The organism is Micromonospora sp. CNB394 (assembly GCF_000374985.1).
Classification (GTDB): domain Bacteria; phylum Actinomycetota; class Actinomycetes; order Mycobacteriales; family Micromonosporaceae; genus Micromonospora; species Micromonospora marina.
Genome location: NZ_KB895852.1, coordinates 16,058 through 40,599, shown reverse-complemented (window position 1 = coordinate 40,599; position 24,542 = coordinate 16,058). Strand labels below are relative to the sequence as shown.

General features: G+C 71.6%; 22 protein-coding genes and 1 pseudogene. 5 read left to right on the top strand and 18 right to left on the bottom strand.

Going from position 1 to position 24,542, the window contains the following annotated elements; all coding sequences use genetic code 11:
* Window positions 1-30 precede the first annotated feature (30 nt).
* The 4 genes from C569_RS0123775 to C569_RS0123760 all read right to left on the bottom strand — a co-directional run bounded on the left by C569_RS0123775 (window position 31) and on the right by C569_RS0123760 (window position 5,082).
* Entirely contained in the window at window positions 31-2,013 is a 1,983-nt protein-coding gene (locus C569_RS0123775) for an ABC transporter ATP-binding protein (RefSeq protein ID WP_018788246.1), read from the bottom strand.
* 133 nt (window positions 2,014-2,146) lie between these two features.
* A complete protein-coding gene (locus C569_RS0123770) occupies window positions 2,147-2,914 on the bottom strand; it encodes an enoyl-CoA hydratase/isomerase family protein (protein ID WP_018788245.1) in 768 nt (255 codons plus the stop codon).
* A gap of 43 nt (window positions 2,915-2,957) precedes the next feature.
* Window positions 2,958-3,185 (bottom strand): helix-turn-helix domain-containing protein, encoded by a 228-nt coding sequence (locus tag C569_RS0123765; protein ID WP_007072022.1) that lies wholly within the window; start codon window positions 3,183-3,185, stop codon window positions 2,958-2,960.
* A 289-nt stretch (window positions 3,186-3,474) separates the two neighbouring features.
* Window positions 3,475-5,082, bottom strand: a complete 1,608-nt coding sequence (locus tag C569_RS0123760) for an ABC-F family ATP-binding cassette domain-containing protein (protein WP_018788244.1) — start codon at window positions 5,080-5,082, stop codon at window positions 3,475-3,477.
* 246 nt (window positions 5,083-5,328) lie between these two features.
* Between C569_RS0123760 and C569_RS0123755 the strand changes: the two genes are divergently transcribed.
* A complete protein-coding gene (locus C569_RS0123755; RefSeq protein ID WP_026268571.1) occupies window positions 5,329-6,243 on the top strand; it encodes a neutral zinc metallopeptidase in 915 nt (304 codons plus the stop codon).
* Between the two features lie 71 nt (window positions 6,244-6,314).
* On the opposite strand, the gene C569_RS0123750 is transcribed toward C569_RS0123755, so the two are convergent.
* From C569_RS0123750 to C569_RS32605, 3 genes and pseudogenes are all read right to left on the bottom strand, one after another.
* On the bottom strand, window positions 6,315-7,541 hold the full coding sequence (locus C569_RS0123750) for a hypothetical protein (RefSeq protein WP_018788242.1): 1,227 nt from the start codon (window positions 7,539-7,541) through the stop codon (window positions 6,315-6,317).
* Between the two features lie 153 nt (window positions 7,542-7,694).
* Window positions 7,695-8,333 carry an acVLRF1 family peptidyl-tRNA hydrolase gene (locus C569_RS0123745; RefSeq protein ID WP_018788241.1) on the bottom strand — a complete coding sequence of 213 codons (639 nt, stop codon included), beginning with the start codon at window positions 8,331-8,333 and terminating at the stop codon, window positions 7,695-7,697.
* A gap of 18 nt (window positions 8,334-8,351) precedes the next feature.
* Window positions 8,352-8,567 (bottom strand): annotated as a pseudogene (locus C569_RS32605) (lysine transporter LysE); the annotation flags it as partial.
* Between the two features lie 240 nt (window positions 8,568-8,807).
* Between C569_RS32605 and C569_RS0123735 the strand changes: the two are divergent.
* On the top strand, window positions 8,808-9,554 hold the full coding sequence (locus C569_RS0123735) for a hypothetical protein (protein ID WP_018788239.1): 747 nt from the start codon (window positions 8,808-8,810) through the stop codon (window positions 9,552-9,554).
* Between the two features lie 60 nt (window positions 9,555-9,614).
* Here C569_RS0123735 and C569_RS0123730 read toward each other — a convergent pair whose 3' ends face one another.
* The 8 genes from C569_RS0123730 to C569_RS0123695 are packed head-to-tail and all read right to left on the bottom strand — an operon-like array spanning window position 9,615 to window position 16,313.
* Window positions 9,615-10,013 carry a metal-sulfur cluster assembly factor gene (locus C569_RS0123730; protein ID WP_018788238.1) on the bottom strand — a complete coding sequence of 133 codons (399 nt, stop codon included), beginning with the start codon at window positions 10,011-10,013 and terminating at the stop codon, window positions 9,615-9,617.
* Entirely contained in the window at window positions 10,010-10,483 is a 474-nt protein-coding gene (gene sufU, locus C569_RS0123725) for a Fe-S cluster assembly sulfur transfer protein SufU (protein ID WP_018788237.1), read from the bottom strand. The genes C569_RS0123730 and sufU overlap by 4 nt, the downstream gene beginning before the upstream one ends.
* Entirely contained in the window at window positions 10,483-11,787 is a 1,305-nt protein-coding gene (locus C569_RS0123720; protein WP_018788236.1) for a cysteine desulfurase, read from the bottom strand. Before C569_RS0123720 ends, sufU begins: the two co-directional genes overlap by 1 nt.
* A gap of 8 nt (window positions 11,788-11,795) precedes the next feature.
* A complete protein-coding gene (gene sufC, locus C569_RS0123715; RefSeq protein WP_018788235.1) occupies window positions 11,796-12,569 on the bottom strand; it encodes a Fe-S cluster assembly ATPase SufC in 774 nt (257 codons plus the stop codon).
* Window positions 12,569-12,913 (bottom strand): non-heme iron oxygenase ferredoxin subunit, encoded by a 345-nt coding sequence (locus tag C569_RS0123710; RefSeq protein WP_018788234.1) that lies wholly within the window; start codon window positions 12,911-12,913, stop codon window positions 12,569-12,571. The genes sufC and C569_RS0123710 overlap by 1 nt, the downstream gene beginning before the upstream one ends.
* Window positions 12,913-14,055, bottom strand: coding sequence for a Fe-S cluster assembly protein SufD (gene sufD / locus C569_RS0123705; RefSeq protein WP_018788233.1), 1,143 nt, complete (start codon window positions 14,053-14,055; stop codon window positions 12,913-12,915). Before sufD ends, C569_RS0123710 begins: the two co-directional genes overlap by 1 nt.
* 54 nt (window positions 14,056-14,109) lie before the next feature.
* A complete protein-coding gene (sufB, locus tag C569_RS0123700; RefSeq protein WP_018788232.1) occupies window positions 14,110-15,540 on the bottom strand; it encodes a Fe-S cluster assembly protein SufB in 1,431 nt (476 codons plus the stop codon).
* Entirely contained in the window at window positions 15,537-16,313 is a 777-nt protein-coding gene (locus C569_RS0123695; RefSeq protein WP_026268569.1) for a metalloregulator ArsR/SmtB family transcription factor, read from the bottom strand. Before C569_RS0123695 ends, sufB begins: the two co-directional genes overlap by 4 nt.
* A 98-nt stretch (window positions 16,314-16,411) precedes the next feature.
* On the opposite strand from C569_RS0123695, the gene C569_RS0123690 reads away from it, so the two are divergent.
* Entirely contained in the window at window positions 16,412-17,374 is a 963-nt protein-coding gene (locus C569_RS0123690) for a heme A synthase (protein ID WP_026268568.1), read from the top strand.
* 72 nt (window positions 17,375-17,446) lie between these two features.
* Entirely contained in the window at window positions 17,447-19,114 is a 1,668-nt protein-coding gene (locus C569_RS0123685; RefSeq protein ID WP_018788229.1) for a right-handed parallel beta-helix repeat-containing protein, read from the top strand.
* Between the two features lie 572 nt (window positions 19,115-19,686).
* Here C569_RS0123685 and C569_RS0123675 read toward each other — a convergent pair.
* The 3 genes from C569_RS0123675 to C569_RS0123665 form a co-directional block, all read right to left on the bottom strand.
* A complete protein-coding gene (locus C569_RS0123675; protein WP_018788227.1) occupies window positions 19,687-20,604 on the bottom strand; it encodes a RimK family alpha-L-glutamate ligase in 918 nt (305 codons plus the stop codon).
* Window positions 20,605-20,614: 10 nt separating this feature from the next.
* On the bottom strand, window positions 20,615-20,947 hold the full coding sequence (locus C569_RS0123670) for a hypothetical protein (protein WP_018788226.1): 333 nt from the start codon (window positions 20,945-20,947) through the stop codon (window positions 20,615-20,617).
* 217 nt (window positions 20,948-21,164) lie between these two features.
* The gene (locus C569_RS0123665; protein ID WP_026268567.1) at window positions 21,165-22,124 is read right to left on the bottom strand and encodes a heme o synthase; all 960 of its coding nucleotides are present in this window, start codon (window positions 22,122-22,124) and stop codon (window positions 21,165-21,167) included.
* Window positions 22,125-22,387: 263 nt separating this feature from the next.
* Here C569_RS0123665 and tkt point away from each other — a divergent pair, with 263 nt between their 5' ends.
* Window positions 22,388-24,526, top strand: a complete 2,139-nt coding sequence (tkt, locus tag C569_RS0123660; RefSeq protein WP_018788224.1) for a transketolase — start codon at window positions 22,388-22,390, stop codon at window positions 24,524-24,526.
* Window positions 24,527-24,542: the final 16 nt, after the last annotated feature.

Here is a 24,542-nt window from a genome sequence, read left to right as displayed (position 1 = left end):
CGGTGCCGGGAGCGCGCCCGCGCCGGTCCGCTAGTTGGCTGTGGCCGGGGGCATGGCCTCCTGGGCGACATAGGTGCCCATCGGGACCGTGGTCACCACCGGCTCCGGCTGGTCGGCCTCGGCGTGGGGCGCCGGCGAGTCGGTGACCGCGAACTGGGTGCGGTACAGCTCGGCGTACAGGCCGCCGACGGCCACCAGCTCGTCGTGCCGGCCGCGCTCCACGATCCGGCCCTCGTCCAGCACGAGGATCTGGTCGGCGTCGCGGACGGTGGAGAGCCGGTGCGCGATGACCAGCGCGGTACGACCGGTCAGCGCCACCGACAACGCCCGCTGCACCGCGGCCTCGCTCTCCGAGTCCAGGTGCGCGGTGGCCTCGTCGAGGATCACGATCGACGGGGCCTTGAGCAGCAGCCGGGCGATGGCGATGCGCTGCTTCTCGCCGCCGGAGAAGCGGTAGCCCCGCTCGCCGACCGTCGTGTCGAGCCCGTCCGGCAGCGCCCGGACCAGGTCGGCGACCTGCGCGCCGGCCAGCGCCGCCCAGATCTCGTCGTCGGTGGCGTCGGGCTTGGCGTAGCGCAGGTTCTCCCGGATCGTCTCGTGGAACAGGTGCGAGTCCTGGGTGACCACACCGATCTCGTCGCGCAACGAGGCGAGCGTCGCGTCCCGTACGTCGACGCCGCCGACCAGCACCTGGCCGTCGCTGACGTCGTAGATCCGGGAGATCAGCATGGACAGCGTCGACTTGCCCGCACCGGAGGGGCCGACCAGGGCCACCATCCGCCCCGGCTCGACGGCGAACGAGACGCCCCTGAGCACCGGCTCGTTGACCGTCCGGTCGAGGGTGGAGACCTCCTCCAGGGAGGCGAGCGACACCTCGGCGGCGCTCGGGTAGCGGAAGCGGACGTCGCGGAACTCGACCCGGCCGTTGCCGCGCGGCACCGGCACCGCGTCGGGCTTCTCGGCGATGGCCGGGCGCAGGTCGAGCACCTCGAAGACCCGGTCGAAGGAGACGAGCGCGCTCATCACGTCGACCCGGACGTTCGACAGCGCGGTCAGCGGACCGTAGAGACGGGTCAGCAGCAGCGCCAGCTTGACGACGGTGCCGGCGCTGACCGCTCCGGTGACCGCCAGCCAGCCACCGACGCCGTACGTCAGCGCCTGGGCCAGCGACGCGACGAGCAGCATCGCGACGAAGAACGTCCGCGAGTACATCGCGGACTGGATGCCGATGTCGCGCACCCGCTCGGCCCGGCGGGCGAACCGGTCGGCCTCCACCTCCGGCGCGCCGAACAGCTTGACCAGGAGCGCGCCCGCGACGCCGAACCGCTCGGTCATCGTCGCGTTCATCTTGGCGTCGAGGTTGTACGACTCGCGGGTGATCTCGGCCAGCCGCCGGCCGACCCGGCGGGCCGGGATGATGAAGATCGGCAGCAGCACCAGCGCCAGCACGGTGATCTGCCAGGACAGCACGAGCATCGCCCCGGCGGTCAGCACGAGCTGGATGACATTGCTGACCACGCCGGACAGCGTCGAGGTGAACGCCCGCTGGGCGCCGAGCACGTCGTTGTTGAGCCGGCTGACCAGGGCACCGGTCTGGGTGCGGCTGAAGAACTGCAACGGCATCCGCTGGACGTGGTCGTACACCCGGGTGCGCAGGTCGAGGATGATGCCCTCGCCGATGCGGGCCGAATACCACCGCTGGACCAGGGAGAAGAGCGCGTCGGCCACGGCGAGCGCGGCGATGATCAGGGCGAGCCGGACCACAGTCGAGCGGGCGTCGGGGCCGGCCCCGGCGATCGCGTCGATGACGTCGCCGGCGAGCAGCGGCGTGGCCACGCCGATCACCGCGGCGACGATCACGGTGAGCAGGAAGACGACGATGTCGCGCCGGTAGGGCCGGGCGAACGCGACGATCCGCCGGGCGGTGCCGCGCTTGAGCTCGTGGGCGGAGACCTCGTCGCGGTTACGCAGCGACCGGAGCATGCTCCAGCCGCCCATGCCGCCGCCGGCCATGGGGTGGGACACTCGTCACCTCCGGGTCGTCGGGGCAGCATCAAACCGTCGGAGTCCATTCTCCCGACGCCTGTGACAACCTCGCGGGTAACCCAGATCTTCCCTGACGGTCCTTACGCAATCGCCGTGCCGGCTATTCGCCCCGCCCGGCCAGGTCCCGGATCCGCCGGGTCTGCGCCTCCCGCTCGGCGCGCTGCTGCTCGGCGTGCGAGCGCCCGGCCGCGCCCGCGAGCAGCGCCTTGATCTCGATGATCGCGTCCCGGTTGTTCGCGAGGAGCCCGGCGGACAGATCACGCACGGCGCCGTCCAGCTCGTCGTTGGGCACCACGAGCGTGGCCAGGCCGATCCGGTCCGCCTCGGTGGCGTCCATCCGCCGGCCGGTGGCGCAGATCTCCAGCGCCCGGGAGTAGCCGACCAGCTCGACCAGGCGGCGCGTGCCGGCCAGGTCGGGAACCAGACCGAGGGTCACCTCGGCCATCGAGAGCTTGGCGTCGGCGGCGAGCACCCGCATGTCGCAGGCCAGCGCGAGCTGGAAGCCGGCGCCGATGGCGTGGCCCTGCACCGCGGCGATCGACACCACGTCCGGCCGGTGCAGCCAGGTGAAACCGTCCTGGTACGCGGCGATCCGGTCGGCGCACTCCGCCTCCGGCATCGCGGCCAGCTCGGCGAAGGAGCCCGGCCCGGTCGCGCCGGCGACCGCCAGGTCCAGGCCCGCGGAGAAGGCGCGCCCCTCCGCGCGTACGACGACGACGCGCACGTCGCCGGGCAGGTCGCGGGAGAAGTCGCTCATCGCGCGCCACATCGCCGGGGTCTGTGCGTTGAGCACGTCGGGCCGGCACAACGTCACCGTCGCGACCGGCCCGTCGCAGTCGAAGCGCACTCCGGTCGTCTCGGCGGTCACCGGACGCCCCGAGACGCGCTGGTGGACGACGCTGGGGGGCGGGTCACGCCTTCTTCCGGCGCCGGGCGCCGCCGCGCTGGCGCAGCTGCACCCCGGACTCGGTGAGCACCCGGTGGATGAACCCGTAGGAACGGCCGGTCGAGGCCGCCAGAGCACGGATGCTCTCTCCGCCGGTGTACCGCTTTACCAGGTCTTTGGCGAGCGTCTGGCGCTCGGCCCCGACGATCCGGCGACCCTTCTCAGTGCTGGTGGCTGTGCCGGTGGCTGCCATGCTGATTCCTCACGTCCCAGACTGTGCGGTTCGGATACGGTCCCACCTATTAGACCGCCTCGAACGATCATGCGCCAGATATCAACTATTCGCCAACCGACACGCTACGCAATGTCAGCTTCCCGATAGAGTGATCCTTCCGACCGGCTGATTCGTACCGCCCGCACGGGAGAACCGACACCGTTTCCCCGACGTGGCCGCATCGCCGCGCTACGGATACCGCCACGTCGGCGAGCTGGTGTGGATCACGCGGATGACAGGTACACCGCCGCCGGGCGGCGCGGGACAGTCAGGCCAGCTCGACCAGCTCCAGCAGGTCGTCGGACCAGGCGTCCTCGTCACCGTCGGGGAGCAGGATGGCGCGGTCCGGCTTGAGCGCGGTGACCGCGCCCGGGTCGTGCGTGACCAGCACGATAGCGCCCGGGTAGCGGGCGATCGCGTCGAGCACCTGCTCGCGGCTGACCGGGTCGAGGTTGTTCGTCGGCTCGTCCAGCAGCAGCACGTTGGCGCCGGAGCAGACCAGCGTGGCCAGCGCCAGCCGGGTCTTCTCGCCACCGGAGAGCACCCCGGCCGGCTTGTCCACGTCCTCGCCGGAGAACAGGAACGCGCCGAGGATCTTGCGCAGGTCGGTGTCGGTCTGGTCGGACGCGGCGCTGCGCATGTGCTCCAGGATCGTCCGGTCCACGTCGAGCGTCTCGTGCTCCTGGGCGTAGTAGCCCAGCCGCAGCCCGTGCCCGGGGCGTACCTCGCCGGTGTCCGGCTCCAGCAGCCCGCCGAGCATCCGCAGCAGCGTGGTCTTGCCGGCGCCGTTGAGGCCGAGGATGGCCACCCGGGAACCCCGGTCCACCGCCACGTCGACGTCGGTGAAGATCTCCAGCGACCCGTACGACTTGGACAGGCCGGTCGCGGTCAGCGGCGTCTTGCCGCACGGCGCGGGGCTCGGGAACCGCACCTTGGCGACCTTGTCCGCGACGCGGACCTCGTCCAGGCCGGAGAGCAGGCGCTCGGCGCGCCGGGCCATGTTCTGCGCGGCGACGGTCTTGGTGGCCTTGGCCCGCATCTTGTCCGCCTGCGCCATCAGGGCGCCGGCCTTCTTCTCGGCGTTCGCGCGCTCCCGGCGGCGGCGGCGCTCGTCGGTCTCCCGCGCCTCCAGGTACGCCTTCCAGCCCAGGTTGTACGTGTCGACCACGGAGCGGGTGGCGTCCAGGAACCAGACCTTGTTGACCACCGCCTCCAGCAGCGACGCGTCGTGGGAGATCACGATCAGGCCGCCCTTGTGGTTGCCGAGGAAGCCGCGCAGCCAGGTGATCGAGTCGGCGTCGAGGTGGTTCGTGGGCTCGTCGAGCAGCAGGATGCCGCCGCCGTTCTCGCCGGCGTCGCGGAACAGGATCCGGGCCAGCTCGATGCGGCGGCGCTGACCGCCGGAGAGCGTGCCGATGGTCTGGGCCAGGGCCCGGTCGGGCAGGCCGAGGTTGGCGCAGATCCGGGCCGCCTCGGCCTCGGCCGCGTAGCCGCCGAGCGAGGCGAACTGGTCCTCAAGCGCGCCGTAGCGGCGGACCAGGCGCTCGTCGTCGGCACCCTCGGCGAGCTTCTCCTCCAGCTCCTTCATCTGCGCCATCAGCACGTCCAGGCCGCGGGCGGAGAGCACCCGGTCCCGGCCGGTGACGTCCAGGTCGCCGGTACGCGGGTCCTGCGGCAGGTAGCCGATGGCGCTGCGCCGCTCGATCTGGCCGCCGTACGGCTGCCCCTCCCCGGCGAGCACCTTGAGCGTGGTGGTCTTGCCGGCGCCGTTGCGGCCGACCAGGCCGATCCGGTCCCCCGGCTGCACCCGCAGGGTGGTGTCGGACAGCAGGATCCGGGAACCGGCGCGCAGTTCCAGGCCGGTGGCAGTGATCATTTCGGAGTACTCGCTCTCGGGTCCGGAAGGGCTGATTCAGGGCACGCGAAAGCGCCGGCGGGTGGTGATTTCCCGTCGGCGCGGGGCCGTTCAGCCTTCGCAGCGCAGCACGAGACAAGTGTACCGGGCCGCGCGGACTCTCTCGCCCGGATTACCGCGCAAGATCATCGGGTACCGAATTCGCCGTCCGGACCCGGTCCGGTACCGCAACCACCTCAAACGGAAACATCGGTGATCGGGGTCAACATGGAGCTGAACGAGAACGCGCGGGTCGACACCAGCCAGGTGGACGACCGGCGAGGTTCCGGCGGAGGCGGCGGGATGGGCATTCCGATCCCGATCGGCGGCGGCCGGGGCGGCATCGTGGGCATCATCATCGCCGTGGTCGTCGCCCTGGTGGGCGGCGGCTTCGGCCTCAACGCCGCCACCGGCGGCGGCGGTTCCGAACAGGGCGACAACACCTCGCTGGAGCAGAAGTGCTCGGCGCAGGACGCGCTGGAGCAGCTCGACTGCCGCAACACGCTGTACGTCAACTCGATCCAGGCGTACTGGCGTACCGCCATGCCGGAGGCGTTCGGCGAGCAGTACCGGCCGTCGAAGACGGTGTTCTTCAGCCAGAACGTCAGCACCGCCTGCGGTGCCGCCGACTCGGGTGTGGGCCCGTTCTACTGCCCGGCCGACGACCAGGTCTACATCGACCTGACGTTCTACCGGCTGCTGGCCGACCAGCTCGGCGCCGAGGGCGAGTTCGCCCAGCCGTACGTGCTGGCCCACGAGTACGGCCACCACGTGCAGAACCTGCTCGGCACCGAGGCGCAGATGCGCCGCCAGCAGCAGCGCGACCCGCAGAGCGCGAACGCCCTGTCGGTGAAGCTGGAACTCCAGGCCGACTGCTACGCCGGGGCCTGGGCGAAGAACGCCACCGGCACCGCCGACGACCGCGGGCAGAAGATCTTCAAGAGCATCACCGAGCAGGACATCTCGCAGGCCATCGACGCCGCCGAGAAGATCGGCGACGACGCCATCCAGAAGCGCTCCGGCCGGCCGGTGAACCCGGACGAGTTCACCCACGGCACCTCCGAGCAGCGCAAGCAGTGGTTCACCAAGGGCTACACCACCGGTGACCCGAAGTCCTGCGACACCTTCGGCGCCGGGGTCTGATCCCCGCTGGGCGCATCGGCCCGCACCGCCGCAGACCGGCGGTGCGGGCCGATGTCCGTCTCCGGGGCCGGTCAGGCCGGCAGTGTCACCTGGCCCGGCGTGGACCGGTTGACGGTCGTCCCGTCGCCGAGCTGGCCCCCGCTGTTGTCGCCCCAGCACCACAGAGCGGCGTCGGTACGGATCCCGCAGCCGTGGTCGGTGACCGCGAGCCCGCCGGTCCAGGTGGTGGCGGTGCCGACCTGGACGGGCGCGAACCGGTGGGTGGTGCTGCCGTCGCCCACCTGGCCGCCCGAGTTCTTGCCCCAGCACCACAGGGTGCCGTCGGTACGCGACGCGCAGGACGTGTCACTGCCGGCGGCGATCCGGGTCCACGTGGTGGCGGCGCCGATCTGCACCGGCGCGGTCCGGTACGTGCCGCTCACGCCGAGCTGCCCGTACCCGTTCTCACCCCAGCACCACAACGCGCCGGACCGGATCCCGCAGGTGTGCGCGTATCCGGCCGTGACGCCGGTCCAGCCGGTCGCGGTGCCGACCTGCGCGGGCGCCGTCTGGGGAGCCAGGTTGCCGAGCCCGAGCTGCCCGTCCGAGCTGGACCCCCAACACCAGAGCGTGCCGCCGGTCCGGATACCGCAGGTGTGCCCGAAACCGGTCGAGACGCTCACCCAGTCGGTCGCCGTACCGACCTGCAACGGGGTGTTCGCCACGTACGGCGAGGTGCCGACGCCCAGCTGCGTGGTCCGGTTGAAGCCCCAGCACCAGAGCGTGCCGTCGGTGCGGATCGCGCAGGTGTGCGTGGGGCCGGCATCGACTCCGGCCCAGGTGGTGGCGGTGCCGACCTGCACCGGGGCGCTGCGGCTGGTGGTGGTCCCGTCGCCGAGCTGGCCCCGGAAGTTCGAGCCCCAGCACCACAGCGTCCCGTCCGTGCGGACCGCGCAGGTGTGCCCCGAGCCGGCGTCGACGTTCGTCCAGGTGGCGGTGCCGACCCGGGCCGGGGTGCCGCGGTTCGTGGTGGTCCCGTCACCGAGCTGGCCGCCGTAGTTCGAGCCCCAGCACCACAGTCCCCCGCCGGTGCTGATCGCGCACGTGTGCGCGCCGCCCGTGGTGACGCTGGCTACGGTGGGCGCGGCGAGCGCGGCGAGCGCGGCGCGCTCGACCGGGCCGGCAGCCGCGTTCGCCGTGCCGGCCGTGAGTGCGGTGGTGAGCACGAGGCTTCCGGCGCTCATCGCCGCCGCCGCGACGAGGAGTTTCGTCGCACGGCGCCACCGGGCCCGCAGCCGGCCGTCCTGATATCCGCTCATGGAGTTGTTCTCTCCCAACGATGTCGGTGCGTGATGGCGTAGGCGAAGCTGCCCCGCGGGTCGCCCGGAGACCCGCCGCTTCGTGACACCGACCCTATGCATCGAGTCGATTCGATGCACTACCGGCGAGCAGGATCGACCGATCTTTCCGGTTCAGCGGACCAGGATGTGGACCGCCCGGGCGGCGGCCACGGCCGCCACCAGCACCGCGTGCCGGGGCTCCGGCACGTCGAGCAGGCGCGCCGCGCGCAGCGCCGCGAGCGGGGCCAGCCGCCGGTCGGCCAGCACCGTGTCCACCGCCCGCCGGTCGCCGCCGCACACCAGCGCCGCCAGCGTGGCCGCCTCCGGCAGCAGCAGGCGTACGGCCAGCTCAGCCGCGTCGCCCAGGGCGGCCTTCGCCTGGTTGTCGCGCCGCCGGGCGAACCGCTGCTGGGACCAGCCACCGGCGGCGGTGCGCCCCTGCACGTACCTGGTGTCCACCTTGGAGACCACCAGGTCGGTGCCGTCGGCGACACCGAGGGCGACCGCGCCCTTGCGGGCCAGGAGCAGGCCGAGCCGGCGGGCCGCCGTGGCGGAAGCGACGAATCCGGGTACGTCCGCCGACGCGCTCGCGCCGGGCGGGGTGTGCAGCTCGGCGGTGGCGCCGTCCGGGGCGGTGAGCAGCAGCCCGTACTCCTGGACGGTCGTCGCCGGCGGGCCGTGCCGGTCGGTGAAGCCCTCGACCCAGCGGGCGACGCGGGCCGGGTCCACGTCGACCCACCGGCCGCCTCCGGCTGCGGGTCGGCTGCTCATGGCACGACGGTACGCGGTTCAACCGGACAGCAGGGTGGCGACCGCGAGGCCGGCGATCAGCGCGCTGGACACCAGGCCGGTGACCAACCGCCCGCGCGGGCCGGCCAGCACCCGGCCCACCACCGAACCGCCGCCGGCCACGAGCAGTTGCCAACTCGCCGAGGCCAGGAACGCGCCGGTCACGACGGCGGGCGACCGGTCGAGGCGGCCGGCAGGTCGCGCTGTCGACGCGCGGCGGTGGCCGCACGGACAGAAGCCTGCTTCGGGTACGCCTCGATCATGGCGTCATTCTGGCCCGATCGCGGCTGACGCGCCTCTGGTTTCCGTGGCGCGCAGATCAGGGTCTGCGCCTCCGGGAAAGGCGGACGCTAGCCATGCCCCGGCCCGGAAGTCTGTCGCATCCGGCATGGGCGTCCAGGGTCGCGCCGCGCACACAATGGCCGGGTGTACGACCACCGGCCGAATGGGGTGTCCATGACCGACGAGCAGGTCCGCAGCAACGAGACCGTGGTGCCGATGCTGCACTGCGTGTCGCCCGAGGAGACGCTGGCGTTCTGGTCGGCCCTCGGCTTCACGGTGACCTACGAGCAGACCAGGCCGTACCTGTACCTGGCGTTCCGGTGGAGCGGGTTCGACCTCAACTACAACGGGGCGCCGGAGGGCGTCGACCCGTCGGCGGAGAGGACCGGGGGCTGCGTGGTGATGGTCGACGCGGTCGCGCCGTACCACGCGACGTTCAGCGAGGCGATGCGACGCGCCTACGGCCGGGTGCTCGTCAAGGGACAGCCCCGGATGACCCGCTACCGCCCCGGCACCTCGCGGTTCACCGTGATCGATCCATCCGGTAACTCGATCACCTTCATCCAGCGGGACGAGCCGGCGGAGCTGGAGTACGGCGGGTCGAAGCGGTTGCACGGACTGGCCCGGGCGCTCGACAACGCGCGGATCCTGCGCGAGTTCAAGAACGACGACCGCGCCGCCTTCCGGGCACTCATCCTCGGGCTGAGCCGCCACGGCGAGGCGGCGCCGACCGTCGAGCGGGCGCAGGTGCTGGCTGCGTTGATCGAACTGGCGGACCTGCTGGCCGAACGGCAGCGGGTGCCCGAGTGGGGCGCCCGGCTGCGGGCGCTTCCGCTGACCGCCGAGGAGCGCGAACAGGTGCGGCTCGACGTCGCCGACCCGGCCGTGCTCGCTCCCTGGTTACCGAAGGCCGAGGCGTAGACACGACGGACGCGGCACCCCCGAAGGAGTGCCGCGTCCGACGTGGTGACTGTGGGTCGGTCAGACGTTGAAGCCGAGGGAACGGAGCTGGTCGCGCCCCTCGTCGGTGATCTTGTCGGGGCCCCACGGCGGCAGCCACACCCAGTTGATCCGGATGTCGTTGACCAGCCCGCCGCCGGGACCGGTGGTCAGCGCCTGCCGGGCCTGGTCCTCGATCACGTCGGTCAGCGGGCAGGCCGCCGAGGTCAGCGTCATGTCCAGGGTCGCGACGTTCTCGTCGTCGACGTGCACGCCGTACACCAGGCCCAGGTCGACCACGTTGATGCCCAGCTCGGGGTCGACGACGTCCTTCATCGCCTCCTCGATGTCACCGATCGCGGCCTTGCCGCCGGCCGGCGCCGCGGCACCCTCGGTCGCCACCGCGCCGGTCTCGGGAGTCGTGTTCGTCTCGTCGGTCATGCCTTCACCTCCGGGCTCACGCCCACCCCGGCGCGTGCCGCGGCGTCCTTGAACGCCATCCACGACAACAACGCGCACTTCACCCGGGCCGGGTAGCGCGCGACACCCGCGAACGCCACCCCGTCTCCGAGCACGTCCTCGTCCGGCGTGACCTGGCCACGCCCGGACATCAACTCCACGAACGCCTCGTGCACCACAGCGGCGTCGCTCGCGGCCCTGCCGCGCAGCAGCTCGTGCAGGACGCTCGCCGACGCCTGGCTGATCGAGCAGCCCATCCCGTCGTACGAGATGTCGGTGAACACGCTGCCGTCGGTCGTCACCCGTACGGTGATCTCGTCGCCGCAGGTCGGGTTGACGTGGTGCGCCTCGCCGACCCGGGCGGCCGGGTCCGTGGCCTCCCGCAGGCCGCGGCCGTGCGGGTGCTTGTAGTGGTCCAGGATGATGTCCTGGTAGAGAGACTCAAGCTGCATCACTGAAACACCTTCCGCACCTGCTCCAGACCCGCCACCAGGGCGTCGATCTCCGCGGTGGTGGTGTAGAGGTAGAACGACGCCCGCGTCATGGCCGGCACTCTGAAGCGGGTGCACACCGGCCTGGCGCAGTGGTGGCCCACCCGCACCTGCACGCCGAGCGCGTCGAGCACCTGCCCGACGTCGTGCGGGTGCACGTCGCCGAGCGCGAACGAGATCGTCCCGCCCCGGCCCACCGGCACCGTCGGACCGAAGATCCGCAGACCGGGCACTGTGGCGAGGGCGTCCAGCGCGTACGCCGTCAGCTCCTTCTCGTGCCACTGGATGGCCGGCATGCCGACCGCGGTGAGGTAGTCCACCGCAGCGCCGAGCGCCACCGCCTCGGCGATCGGCGGGGTGCCCGCCTCGAACCGGGCCGGCGGCGCGGCGAACGTCGAGCCCGCCATCGTCACCGTCTCGATCATCGAGCCGCCACCCATCACCGGGGGCATCGCGGCGAGCAGCTCGCCCCGGCCCCAGAGCACACCGATGCCGGTCGGGCCGCACATCTTGTGCCCGGTGAAGACGATGAAGTCGGCGTCGTAGCCGACCACGTCCATCGGCAGGTGCGGCACCGACTGCGAGCAGTCGAGCAGCAGCAACGCGCCGACCTCGCGGACCCGCGCGGTGATCCGCGAGGTGGCGTTGACGGTGCCGAGGATGTTCGACATGTGCACCAGCGAGACGATCTTCGTCCGCTCGGTGACCAGGTCGTCCAGGCCGGACTCGTCGAGCCGCCCCTGGTCGGTGACCGGGAACCAGCGCAGCGTCGCGCCGGTGCGCTCCGCCAGCAGCTGCCACGGGACGATGTTCGAGTGGTGCTCCATCTCGGAGATCACGATCTCGTCGCCGGGACCGAGCCGGAACCGCGGGTCGCCGTCCGCGCGCAGCGAGGCGTTGGAGAACGCGTACGCCACGATGTTGATCGCCTCGGTGGAGTTCTTGGTGAACACCACCTCGTCCACGCTCGGCGCGTTGACGAACGCGGCGATCTTGGCCCGCGCGCCCTCGTACGCCTCGGTCGCCTCGGTACCCAGCGTGTGCACCGAGCGCGACACGTTGGCGTTGTGCAGGGCGTAGTGCTCGGCGAGCACGTCGAGCACCTGCCGCGGCTTGTGCGAGGTGTTCGCGCTGTCCAGGTAGACGAGCGGGTGACCGTTGACCTCCCGGTCGAGGATCGGGAAGTCGGCCCGCACCTTCGCCACGTCGAAGCGGGGCACGTCGGCGTACTGCGGCATGCCCGCCGGGATGGCCATCGAGGTCATGTCGAGTCTCAGGCCCGCGCCGCGCCGGCCCCGGCGACGTACCGCTCGTAGCCCTCTTCCTCGAGCTTGTCGGCCAGTTCCCGGCCGCCCTGCTCGACGATCCGGCCGGCCACGAAGACGTGCACGAAGTCGGGCTTGATGTAGCGCAGGATGCGGGTGTAGTGGGTGATCAGCAACAGCCCGGTGTCGCCGGTGTCGCGCACCCGGTTCACGCCCTCGCTGACCACGCGCAGCGCGTCCACGTCCAGGCCGGAGTCGGTCTCGTCGAGGATCGCCATCTTCGGCTTGAGCAGCTCCAGCTGCACGATCTCGTGCCGCTTCTTCTCACCGCCGGAGAAGCCCTCGTTGACGTTGCGCTGGGCGAACGCCGGGTCCATCTGGAGCTTCTCCATCGCGCCGCGCAGCTCGCCGGCCCAGGTGCGCAGCTTCGGCGCCTCGCCGTCGAGGGCGGTCTTGGCGGTACGCAGGAAGTTGGCCACCGACACGCCGGGGACCTCGACCGGGTACTGCATGGCCAGGAAGAGACCGGCGCGGGCGCGCTCGTCGACGGACATGGACAGCACGTCCTCGCCGTCGAGGGTCACCTCACCGCCGGTGATCTCGTACTTCGGGTGACCGGCGATCGAGTACGCCAGCGTGGACTTGCCGGAGCCGTTCGGGCCCATGATCGCGTGCGTCTCACCGGAGCGCACGGTCAGGTCGACCCCGTGCAGGATCGGCTTGAGCTCACCCTCGGGCAGCTTGACCGACACCTTCAGGTCGCGGATCTCCAGGGTGCTCATCAGCGGGTCACTCCATTGCTCGGCAGCGGACGGCCGTCGCCGTCCACGGAAAGGTAGATGTCGCCGTCGCGGACTTCGACGGAATAGACGGGTACGGGTTCGGTGGCGGGCAGCCCGGTGGGCTCACCGGTACGCAGGTCGAAACGGGATCCGTGCAGCCAGCATTCCAGCGTGCAGCCCTCGACCTCGCCCTCGGACAGCGCCACGGCGGCGTGCGAGCACTCGTCGTGCACCGCGTAGAACACGTCGTCCTCGCCGTGCACGATCGCGACCTGCACGCCGTCCACGTCGGCGCTGATCGCGGTGCCCTTCGACACGTCCTCGGTGGAGCAGATCTTGCGCATCAGGCGCCGGCCTTCGCCAGCCGGGCCTCGATGGCGTCGCCCAGGCGCTCGCGCAGGTCCTCGACCGGGATCTTGTTGATCAGCTCGGCGAAGAAGCCGCGTACCACCAGGCGCCGCGCCTCGGCCTCCGGGATGCCCCGGGCCATCAGGTAGAACAGCTGCTCGTCGTCGAACCGGCCGGTCGCGCTGGCGTGCCCGGCGCCGGCGATCTCGCCGGTCTCGATCTCCAGGTTGGGAACGGAGTCGGCCCGCGCGCCGTCGGTGAGCAGCAGGTTCCGGTTGATCTCGTACGTGTCGGTGCCCGTCGCCTCGGCGCGGATCAGCACGTCGCCGACCCAGACCGTGTGCGCGTCGTGGCCCTGCAGCGCGCCCCGGTAGCCGACGTTGCTGCGGCAGTCCGGCACGGTGTGGTCGACCAGCTGCCGGTGCTCCAGGTGCTGGCCGGAGTCGGCGAAGTAGACGCCGTACAGCTCGGCCTCGCCGCCGCGGCCGGTGTACTCCACCGACGTGTACTGCCGGACCAGGTCGCCGCCGAGGCTGACCTGCACGTGCAGGATCCGGGCGTCGCGGCCCAGCCGCACCTTGAGGTGCTGCGCCTGCACCGCGTCGTCGGCCCAGTCGGCGACGGTGACCAGGATCAGCTTCGCCCCGTCGCCCACCGACACCTCGACGTTGTCGGCCAGCGTGGCCGAGCCGACGTGCTCGATCACCACGGTGGCCTCGGCGAACCGGTCCACCTCGACGAAGGTGTGGCCGAAGGCGGGCGCCTCGGCGTTCTCGCCGACCACCCGCAGGCGCACCGGCCGCTCCACCACCACGTCGCGGTCGACGCGCACCAGCAGCGCACCGTCGGCCCCGCCGTACGCGAGCGCGCTGACCCGGTCGAACGGGGTGAGGACGCTGCCCACCCGGGGGTCGTCCCGGCCGATCCGGTCGACGGTGACGCCCTCGGGCAGGTCACCGTACTCGTGCCGGACCGCGCCGGTCGCGCCCTGCGCCTGCGCGGCCAGGCCGCGCAGGCGCTTGAGCGGGGTGAAGCGCCACTCCTCCTCCAGGCCGGTCAGGGCCGGGAAGTCGGCGACGTCGTACGAGCGGAGCGCCTGCGACTTGGTCGTGGGCGGCGCGGAAGCCTGGGTAGTCATCTCTTCCTTGGTCTGTTGTGCGACGACGGTGTCATTAACCGGAGGGCGGCCAGGTCAGCCGACCGCACCTTCCATCTGCAGCTCGATCAGGCGGTTGAGCTCCAGCGCGTACTCCATCGGGAGCTCCTTGGCGATCGGCTCGATGAAGCCGCGCACGATCATCGCCATCGCCTCGTCCTCGCTCAGGCCCCGGCTCATCAGGTAGAAGAGCTGGTCGTCGCTGACCTTGGAGACGGTCGCCTCGTGCCCCATCGACACGTCGTCCTCGCGGATGTCGACGTACGGGTAGGTGTCGGAGCGGGAGATCGTGTCGACCAGGAGCGCGTCGCACTTCACGGTGCTCTTGCTGCTGGTCGAGCCCTCCAGCACCTGCACCAGACCGCGGTACGAGGTGCGGCCGCCGCCCCGGGCGATCGACTTCGACACGATGGTCGAGGAGGTGTGCGGCGCGGCGTGCACCATCTTGGCGCCGGCGTCCTGGTGCTGGCCCTCACCGGCCATGGCCACCGAGAGCACCTCGCCCTTGGCGTGCTCGCCGGTCATGTAGACCGCCGGGTACTTCATGGTGACCTTGGAGCCGATGTTGCCGTCGACCCACTCCATGGTCGCGCCCTCGTGGCACACGGCGCGCTTGGTGACCAGGTTGTAGACGTTGTTCGACCAGTTCTGGATGGTCGTGTACCGGCACCGGGCGTTCTTCTTGACGATGATCTCCACGACGGCGCTGTGCAGCGAGTCGGAGGAGTAGATGGGCGCGGTGCAACCCTCGACGTAGTGCACGTATGCGCCCTCGTCGACGATGATCAGCGTCCGCTCGAACTGGCCCATGTTCTCCGTGTTGATCCGGAAGTAGGCCTGCAGCGGGATGTCCACGTGCACGCCCTTCGGCACGTAGATGAACGAGCCACCGGACCAGACGGAGGTGTTCAGCGCGGCGAACTTGTTGTCGCCGACCGGGATGACCGTGCCGAAGTACTCCTTGAACAGGTCCTCGTGCTCCCTGAGCGCGGTGTCGGTGTCGAGGAAGACGACGCCCTGCTCCTCCAGGTCCTCACGGATCTGGTGGTAGACCACCTCGGACTCGTACTGCGCGGCGACGCCGGCGACCAGGCGCTGCTTCTCCGCCTCCGGGATGCCGAGCTTGTCGTAGGTGTTCTTGATGTCCTCGGGCAGGTCCTCCCAGGAGGTGGCCTGCTTCTCGGTGGACCGGACGAAGTACTTGATGTTGTCGAAGTCGATCCCGGTGAGGTCGGCGCCCCAGTTCGGCATCGGCTTGCGGTCGAACAGGCGCAGGCCCTTGAGCCGCAGGTCGAGCATCCAGGCCGGCTCGTTCTTCTTGGCCGAGATGTCCCGGACCACCGCCTCGTTGAGGCCGCGCTGGGCGGAGGCCCCGGCGACGTCGGGGTCGGCCCAGCCGTACTCGTAACGACCGAGGGCGGCGAGCTGCTCCTCCTGGGTCAGGGGCTGGACGATCTGCTCGGTCATCTATCTGTCCTCACAGTGGTGACGGTGGAACCGGACTGGGCGGGAATGTGCGTGGTGCACACGCCGTCGCCGTGCGCGATGGTGGCTAGGCGCTGTACGTGAGTGCCGACCAGACGGGAGATCACTTCGGTCTCGGCCTCGCACAGCTGAGGGAACTCGGCGGCCACGTGCGCCACCGGGCAGTGGTGCTGACAGAGCTGGCCGCCGGAGGCGATCGTGGACGCGTTCGCAGCGTAACCCTCGGCGGTCAGTGCGCCGGCGAGCGCCTCCGCCCGCGCGAGCGGGGCGTCTCCGGCGTCCTCCATGGCCGCCCGGCAGCGGGCCTCCAGCGCGGAGACCTGCTCGGCCGCGAACGCCGCGACCGCCTCGGTGCCGCCGGTGCGGGCGATCCAGCGCAGCGCGGCGGTGGCCATGTTGTCGTAGTGGTGGGTGCCGCAGCGACCGCGGCCCGCCTCGGTGAGCGCGAAGACCTTGGCCGGCCGGCCACGCCCGCGGCTGCCGCGCACGGTCTGGTCGCGGGCGACCACGTCACCGTCGGCGAGCATCGCGTCGAGGTGCCGGCGGATCGCGGCCGGGCTCAGGCCGAGCGCCGAGCCGAGCTGCGCGGCGGTGGTGGAACCACGTTCCAGCAGCAGCTGGGTGACCCGGTCTCGGGTCGACAGGTCGGCCGGTACGGCCTCCCGCTCGCCGGGCCGTACGCTGCGACGTGCGCGCGAACCACCGGCGACCGGATCGGTCACCGGCGTCCGGGAGAGCGCCGCCGCGTTTTTCACAACGGCAACGTTACGTAATTCGCGGAGGGCCCGCAAACCCGGGGTCCGGTGATTCCGACCACCGGGCGGCCGGAGTCACCCGATCGGGATCAACTACGGTGCGTAGGATTCGCTCCGTGAAGCGATCCGTCCGGTTTCCGGTCTCCGCCACGCTGCTGCGCCGCCTCGCGCTCGCCTCGATCATCGCGAACGTCGCGATCGTGGTCACCGGCGGGGCCGTCCGGCTCACCGCCTCCGGCCTCGGCTGCCCCACCTGGCCCCGGTGCACCGACGACTCCTACACCACCACCGCCGAGATGGGCGTGCACGGGGTGATCGAGTTCGGCAACCGGCTGCTCACCTTCGCCGTCGGGATCATCGCGCTCGCCGTGGTGCTGGCCGTGCTGGCGCACCGCCCCCGCCGCCGCGGGACGCTGCCGCTGGCCGTGGGCGTGCTCTTCGGCATCCCCGCCCAGGCGGTCCTCGGTGGCATCACCGTGCTCACCGACCTCAACCCGTGGGTGGTCGGACTGCACTTCCTCGCCTCGATGGCGGTTATCGCCGCCGCGTACGCGCTCTGGCGGCGCGTCCAGGAGCCGGACGGGCCGGTCACGCCGACCGTGCCGGCACCGCTGCGTACCCTCGCCTGGATCACCACGGCGGTCAGCGCCTCGGTGCTGGTGGTCGGCACGTGGGTGACCGGCAGCGGACCGCACGCCGGCGACCACGGCGCGGCCCGCAACGGCCTGGATCCGGCCGCGATCTCCCAGGTGCACGCCGACGGCGTCTTCCTGCTGATCGGCCTGTCGGTGGCGATGTACTTCGCGTTCCGGGCGGTCGGCGCGGCGCGGGCGGCGCGGGCGGCCGCGGTGCTGATCGCGGTCGAGCTGGGTCAGGGCGTGATCGGCTTCGTCCAGTACTTCACCAATCTGCCCGCCCTGCTGGTCGGCGCGCACATGCTCGGCTCGTGCCTGGTGCTGCTGGCCACCCTGGGCGCGCTCCGGGCGACCCGGGAGCGGCTGCCGGCCGCCCCTGAGGCACCGGCCGCGCCCGCCGCGCAACGGGTGGGCGCCGCCGCCTGAGCGGGGGCGTTACCGCGCGGCGGGAGCGGGAAAGCGGTCCGGGCCACCGACCGCCCGCCCGAGGGAGATCCCGTGTCGCGCAAGAGCCTCTCCACCATGACGCCGCAACGGCTGACCCCGGTCGCGGGCGCGCCGCTGTGGTGCGACGCCCGCGAGCACGGCCTGACCGGCGACGGGGTCACCAACGACCAGCCGGCCCTGGCGGCGCTGGTGGACCACCTGGGCGCCGGGTACGACGCCGACGGCCGGGCCCGGGTGATCTACTGCCCGCCCGGGCTGTACTCGATCCGGGACGCCGGCACCGTCTGGCGCAGCGGCGTCTCGCTGCTCGGCGCCGGGCCGGCGGCGACCCGCTTCCTGCTCAGCAACGAGGGCAACCGCAGCGCACCGGTCCCGCTCGCCTTCTGGACCACGGTGCAGCACGGCGCGGACCGGGACCGGCACATCGCCGACTGCACGTTCGCCGACTTCGAGATCGACGGCTCGGGCGTGGCCCAGACGTCCTACGACTACCTGGCCAAGGGGCTGGGCCTGCAGTACGTGGTGCGCGGCGTGTTCCGCAACCTCTACATCCACCACACCGGCGCGACCGGACTGGGCTGCGACTTCCTCCAGGACGGCCTGATCGACGGGGTGGTCGTGGTGGGGTGCGGCCGGCTGGACAACGGCGACCAGATGGGCGGCGCCGGGATCGGCGTCGGCATCGGCGGCTGGGGCGACGTGGAGCGCCTCACCATCGCCAACTGCACCACCATCGGCAACGGCACAAACGGCATCTTCCTGGAGCTGCAGAAGGACTACTGGACCCCGCCACGCGGCATCCGGATCATCGGCTGCCACAGCCAGGCCAACCGGTTCGGCATCTCGGACTGGGGCGCGGACGGGCTGATCGTCTCCGGCTGCACCATGACCAACAACCTGGAGGCCGGCTTCGACGTGTCGGGCAACGGCACCGCGGGGGTGGCCGGGCGCGGCGGCCTGCTCACCGGCTGCGTGATCGACTCCAACGTCGGCGACGGCATCAGCATGGGCAACACCCCCGGCCCGTACGCGGTGCAGGGCAACCGGATCAGCCGCAACGGCGGTTTCGGCTACCACGAGCACGACCTGGGCCACGGCTACCGGGGCGCGGCGGCCGACGTGGTGATCCAGGACAACGACATCCGGGAGAACGCGCTGGACGGCATCCGGATCGACCGGCCGATGCTCGACACGTCGATCGTCGGGAACCGGATCCGGGACAACGGCCGCCGCTCCGCGCCGGCCTGCTCCGGCTCCGGCGACGCGGTGCGCTACGGCCCGCGCGAGGTCACCGACGGCAACGCCGACTGGCCGGCCGGCGGGCACCGGGGCAAGGTGGTGCGGGTCGGCTCCCGCGACGCCGTGGTATCCGACAACAGCGCCGACCGGCTCTCCCTGGCCGAGGTACGCCCGGACGGCTCCACCGGGTGGAACGCGGCCACACCGGGGCCCGGTACGTCGTACGAGCTGCCGGACGGTCCGCCGGCGTGCGGCGGCATCACGATCGCCGCGCCGTTCGACTCGGCCACCGTGCGCGGCAACCGGATCTGGCACCGGGACGCCGACACCCAGGCGTACGGGATCTGGGTCACCGAGGCGGGCAGTTGCGTCTCCTGCGCGTTCGAGGACAACGACCTGGCCGGCACCGAGGCCGCGCTGCGGCTGGACACGCCGCCGATCGGCGGTCGCTGGGCGCGCAACCACAGCGACCGAGACTGACCTCCCGGCCGCCCAGGCGGCTCAGGCGGCTCAGGCGGCTCAGGCGGCTCGGGCGGCTCGGGCGGCTCCGGTTCAGCCGGGCCGGCGTCGGTGGCGACGACAGCACGACCGGGCTGCCGTCGCTGACCGCGTGCGCGACGATCAGCGCCAGAGATCGCGATCGCGGTGCAGCAGCCAGGTGACGTGCAGGCCGAGCAGCACGATGGCGGCGACGGGCGGCAGACGCGCCGCCAGGGAGACCCTCGTGACACCCATCGCGTTCCACTCACGGGAGGGACGGACCGCGAGTGGAACGCGATGGGTGCCTGGACCCTCTTGAGACACCCATACCGTTCCACCCGGGCACCAGCAGACAGCGGGTGGAACGGTATGGGTGCCTCGACAGCCCGAGACAGCCTTGCACCGCGTCGGGTGGGTGTTCTTCTGGTCAGTGTGGATGGGTGGCGCTCCGGCGGGCAGCCGGTCAGGGTCGGCGAGCTGCGTCCGCGGCCGGGCGGGTCGCGGTCCCGCTGCCGAGGCCAGGACGCCGCCAGGGCCAGCGCGCTCGCCACAGCCGCGGCCAGTCGGGACGGTCAGCGGCGGCGGGCCAGGTGGGTGAGCACCGCGTCGGCGAGCCGCTCCGGGGCGCCGTCGGCGTACCCGACGAACAGGCTCGGCTCGGTCAGCTCCAGCTCGACCAGCACGGGCTCGCCGTCCGGGCCGGGGATCAGGTCGACGCGGGCGTACAGCAGCCGGTCCGGGCCGCCGGGCACCACCGCGAGCACCTTCTCGGCCACGGCACGCTGCTCCGTCGTGGCGGAGCGGGCGTCGATCCGCTCCTCCTTGTAGAGCGCGACCTCGCCCAGGTCCGGCCCGGTCAGCATCGGACCCTTGCGGATCGCGTGGCTGAACGCCGGGCCGCCGGGGCCGGCCAGGAACAGCAGCGCGGTCTCCCCGGCGGTGTCCACCGCGTCGAGGTACGGCTGGACCATGGCGACCCGCCCGGCGTCGCAGAGCCGCCGGACGTGGGCCACCGCCAGCTCGCGGTGCTCCGGGCCGGTCAGGTCGTAGCGGCCGGTGTCCCGGCTGCCCGCGCTGACCGCCGGCTTGATCACGTACTCGCCCCCGGCCGGCGGCGTCCACGCCCGCCCCGGCTCGACCCACTGAGTCGGGACGGTGGGCACACCGGCGGCGGCCAGCTCGGACAGGTAGCGCTTGTCGGTGTTCCAGGCGACCACGTCGGCCGGGTTGACCAGTGCCGGCACGGTGCGCGCCCAGGCCACGAACTCGTCCCGGCGCCGCGCGTAGTCCCACGGGGACCGGAGCACGACCAGGTCGTAGCCGGACCAGTCGACGGCCGGGTCGTCCCAGACGACGATTTCGACGGCGACGCCGCGGGCGGCGAGCGGGCCGAGCGCGAGCCGGTCGTCCGGGTCGAGGTCGGGCAGCTCGGCGCAGGTGACGAAAGCGACCCGGGGTCTCCCCCGGGTCGACTGGTGGTGGTTGGTCATTCGATATGTGTCAACGGGCCATCGTGCGCCGGGCCATCGACCGCCACAGGTCGTTGCTCGGACGCATCTGGTCCATCAGTTCACGCTCCCAGGCGTTCTCGACGTCGACCCCGGCCTTGGCGCAGGCCTGCCGCGCGACGTCCGTGCCGTCGGCGAACTGGTCTGCCCATACCCCGTCGGAACCCACGAGGACGATCCGTGCGCCGCGCTTGCCGACGTACTCGATGACCGCCTTCGCGCCGCCGTGCCCGGCGGCGAACGACTTGATGCCCGCGACCAGGCCGTTGGAGGCCTGCTCGGCGGTCTTGTCAGCCGTCAGCGTCGTATCGGAACCATCTGCCATGACGCGAAGCCTAAGCAGAGTTCCACCCGGATGTGCGAGAACCATGAACTGAATGTGATGCCAATTACCCATCGGTTTAAGGAGAACCACAGGCAATTCGCCCGCACATGTCGCTTATCTATCGGCGAAACGGACAGGCGGGATCGTCACAATCTGTCCGGGTTGAACCCCCGGGAAATCCCGAGAAAAATTTCTGATGAACGGCCGGACGGGCGGGTCAGATGAGCGCGTCGAGCGCGACGGCCGCGAAGAGGATCGTGAGGTACGTGGTGGACCAGTGGAACAGCCGCATCGGCTTGACCGCCTCACCGCGTGTCGCGCGCCGGCACAGCTTGTGCGCCTCGACGAGGAAGATCCCGCCGACCACGAGTGCGGTCACCCCGTAGATCGGGCTCATCCCGAGCGGCCACACCGCCAGCGAGGAGAGCACCGTCAGCCAGGAGAAGCCGATGATCTCGGCGTTGACCCGCCGGACCGAGGCCACCACCGGCAGCATCGGCACACCGGCACGGGCGTAGTCGGCCTTGTACTTGATCGCCAGCGCGTAGAAGTGCGGCATCTGCCAGAAGAAGACCACAGCGAACAGGCCCCACGCCGCCGGCGCCAGCGAACCGGTCACCGCGGCCCAGCCGATCAGCACCGGCGCGGCCCCGCAGATGCCGCCCCAGAACGTGTTGGCGGCCGTGGTCCGCTTCAGCCACAGCGTGTAGACCAGGTCGTAGTAGGCGATCGCGGCCAGCGTCAGCAGTGTCGCCGGCCAGTTCGTCGCCGCCGCCATCAGCGCCACCGAGACGGCGGCCAGCACCAGGCCGAAGACCAGCGCGTTGCGCGGCGACACGGTGTGCGCGGGCAGCGGGCGGCGCTTGGTGCGCCGCATGAGCTGGTCGATGTCGCGGTCGATGTAGCAGTTGATGACGCTCGCCGCGCCGGCCGCCAGCGACCCGCCGACCAGCACCACGGCGACCAGCCACAGCGACGGCATCCCGCCGTGGGCGAGCATCATCGCCGGCACTGTGGTCACCAGCAGCAGCTCGACGATCCGCGGCTTGGTCAGCGTCACGTACGCCGCCACCACGGCACGCACGTCCCGCCGGCCGCTCGCCGGCGCCTCCGCCACCGCGCCCACCGGCGACTGCCCGGCAGGGGTGCTGACGGGGCGCTCGGTGATCATGCTCACGGATTGCCACCTTCCGGCATCGGCGGGGGAGGTCGTTCGGCCCGGACCGCTGCGGGTCCACACACCGCCCCACACACTACGCGGCGTCGTTTTGGCTGCCCCGTGGACCCGGCAACGGTGCGAGCCGTCACACCTGGGGTTGAACGGCCGGACGTGCGCGATCCGTACAGAACAGCATGCCGAGATCCCCGGGCGGACGTTTAGCACCGCTCGATAGGGTCATCAGTGAGGGTTCCGCCCATCTGCCGAGGAGCACAACCATCGTGGCTGCCAACCGACCCGAGCTTCCCGCTCTCAACTGGTCCGACCTCGACCGCAGGGCCGTCGACACGGTCCGCGTGCTGGCCATGGACGCCGTGGAGAAATCCGGCAACGGCCACCCCGGGACGGCGATGAGCCTCGCCCCGGTGGCGTACCTGCTCTTCAACCGGGTCATGCGCCACAACCCCGCCGACCCGAACTGGGCCGGACGCGACCGGTTCGTGCTCTCCGCCGGCCACTCCAGCCTGACGCTCTACATCCAGCTCTTCCTCTCCGGCTACCCGCTGGCGCTGGACGACCTCAAGGCGCTGCGCCAGTGGGGCTCGCTCACCCCGGGCCACCCGGAGCACGGCCACACCCCGGGCGTCGAGACCACCACCGGGCCGCTCGGTCAGGGCCTCGGCAACGCGGTCGGCATGGCCATGGCCGCCCGCCGCGAGCGCGGCCTGTTCGATCCCGAGCCGGACCGCGCCGACTCCCCGTTCCGGCACGACATCTGGTGCATCGCCTCCGACGGCGACATCGAGGAGGGCATCACCCACGAGGCCAGCGCGCTCGCCGGCCACCAGCAGCTCGGCAACCTCTGCGTGATCTACGACGACAACGAGATCTCGATCGAGGACGACACCCGCATCGCCAAGAGCGAGGACGTGGCGGCCCGCTACGAGGCGTACGGCTGGCACGTGCAGACCGTCGACTGGCGCCGCGGCGACGCCGACCAGGGCGACTACCACGAGGACGTGGAGGCGCTGTACGAGGCGCTGCTGGCCGCCAAGGCGGAGACCGGCCGGCCGTCGTTCATCGCGCTGCGCACGATCATCGGCTGGCCGGCGCCGAACAAGCAGAACACCGGCAAGATCCACGGTTCGGCGCTCGGCGCGGACGAGGTGAAGGCCACCAAGGAGATCCTCGGCTTCGACCCGCAGCGCACCTTCGCCGTTGACGAGGAGGTGCTCAAGCACGCCCGTCAGGTGATGGAGCGCGGCGCACAGGAGCAGGCCGAGTGGACCACCCGGTTCGACGCGTGGGCCCAGGCCGACCCGGAGCGCAAGGCGCTGTGGGACCGGATGTCCACCCGTACCCTGCCCACCGGCTGGACCGACGCGCTGCCCACCTTCGGCGCGGACGCCAAGGGCCTCGCCAGCCGGGCCGCCTCCGGCAAGATCCTGGAGGCCCTCGCGCCGGTGCTGCCCGAGCTGTGGGGCGGCTCGGCCGACCTGGCCGAGAGCAACAACACCACCATGAAGGGCGAGCGGTCGTTCGTCCCGGCGGCACACGCCACCAAGGACTTCCCGGGTGACGAGTACGGCCGCACGCTGCACTTCGGCATCCGCGAGCACGCCATGGGCGCGATCCTCAACGGCATCGCCCTGCACGGCGGCACCCGCCCGTACGGCGGCACGTTCCTGGTGTTCAGCGACTACATGCGCCCGGCGGTGCGGCTGGCCGCGCTGATGAAGCTGCCGGTGACGTACGTCTGGACGCACGACTCGATCGGTCTCGGCGAGGACGGCCCGACGCACCAGCCGATCGAGCACCTGACCGCGCTGCGGGCCATCCCCGGCCTGGACGTGGTCCGCCCGGCCGACGCCAACGAGACGGTCTGGGCGTGGCGGCAGGCGCTGGAGCACACCGACCGGCCGACCGCGCTGGCGCTCAGCCGCCAGGCGCTGCCGACGTTCGACCGCACCGACCTGGGCGGTGCCGAGGGCGTCGCCAAGGGCGGGTACGTGCTGGCCGAGGCGTCGAACGGCAAGCCGCAGGTGATCCTGGTCGGCACCGGCTCCGAGGTACAGCTCTGCCTCACCGCGCGGGAGCGGCTGGAGGCCGACGGCACCCCCACCCGGGTCGTCTCCATGCCCTGCCAGGAGTGGTTCTTCGCCCAGGACGAGGCGTACCGGGAGTCGGTGCTGCCGCGCGGGGTAAAGGCACGGGTGAGCGTGGAGGCGGGCATCGCGATGTCGTGGCGGGCGATCGTCGGCGACAGCGGCGAGTGCGTGAGCATCGAGCACTACGGCGCCAGCGCGCCGCACACCGTGCTCTTCGAGCAGTTCGGGTTCACCCCCGACCGGATCGTGGCCGCCGCGCACGCGGCGCTGACCCGGGTGGGAGACATCACCGGTTTCACGACCGGCAACTGAGGGGAGCGTGGACGTC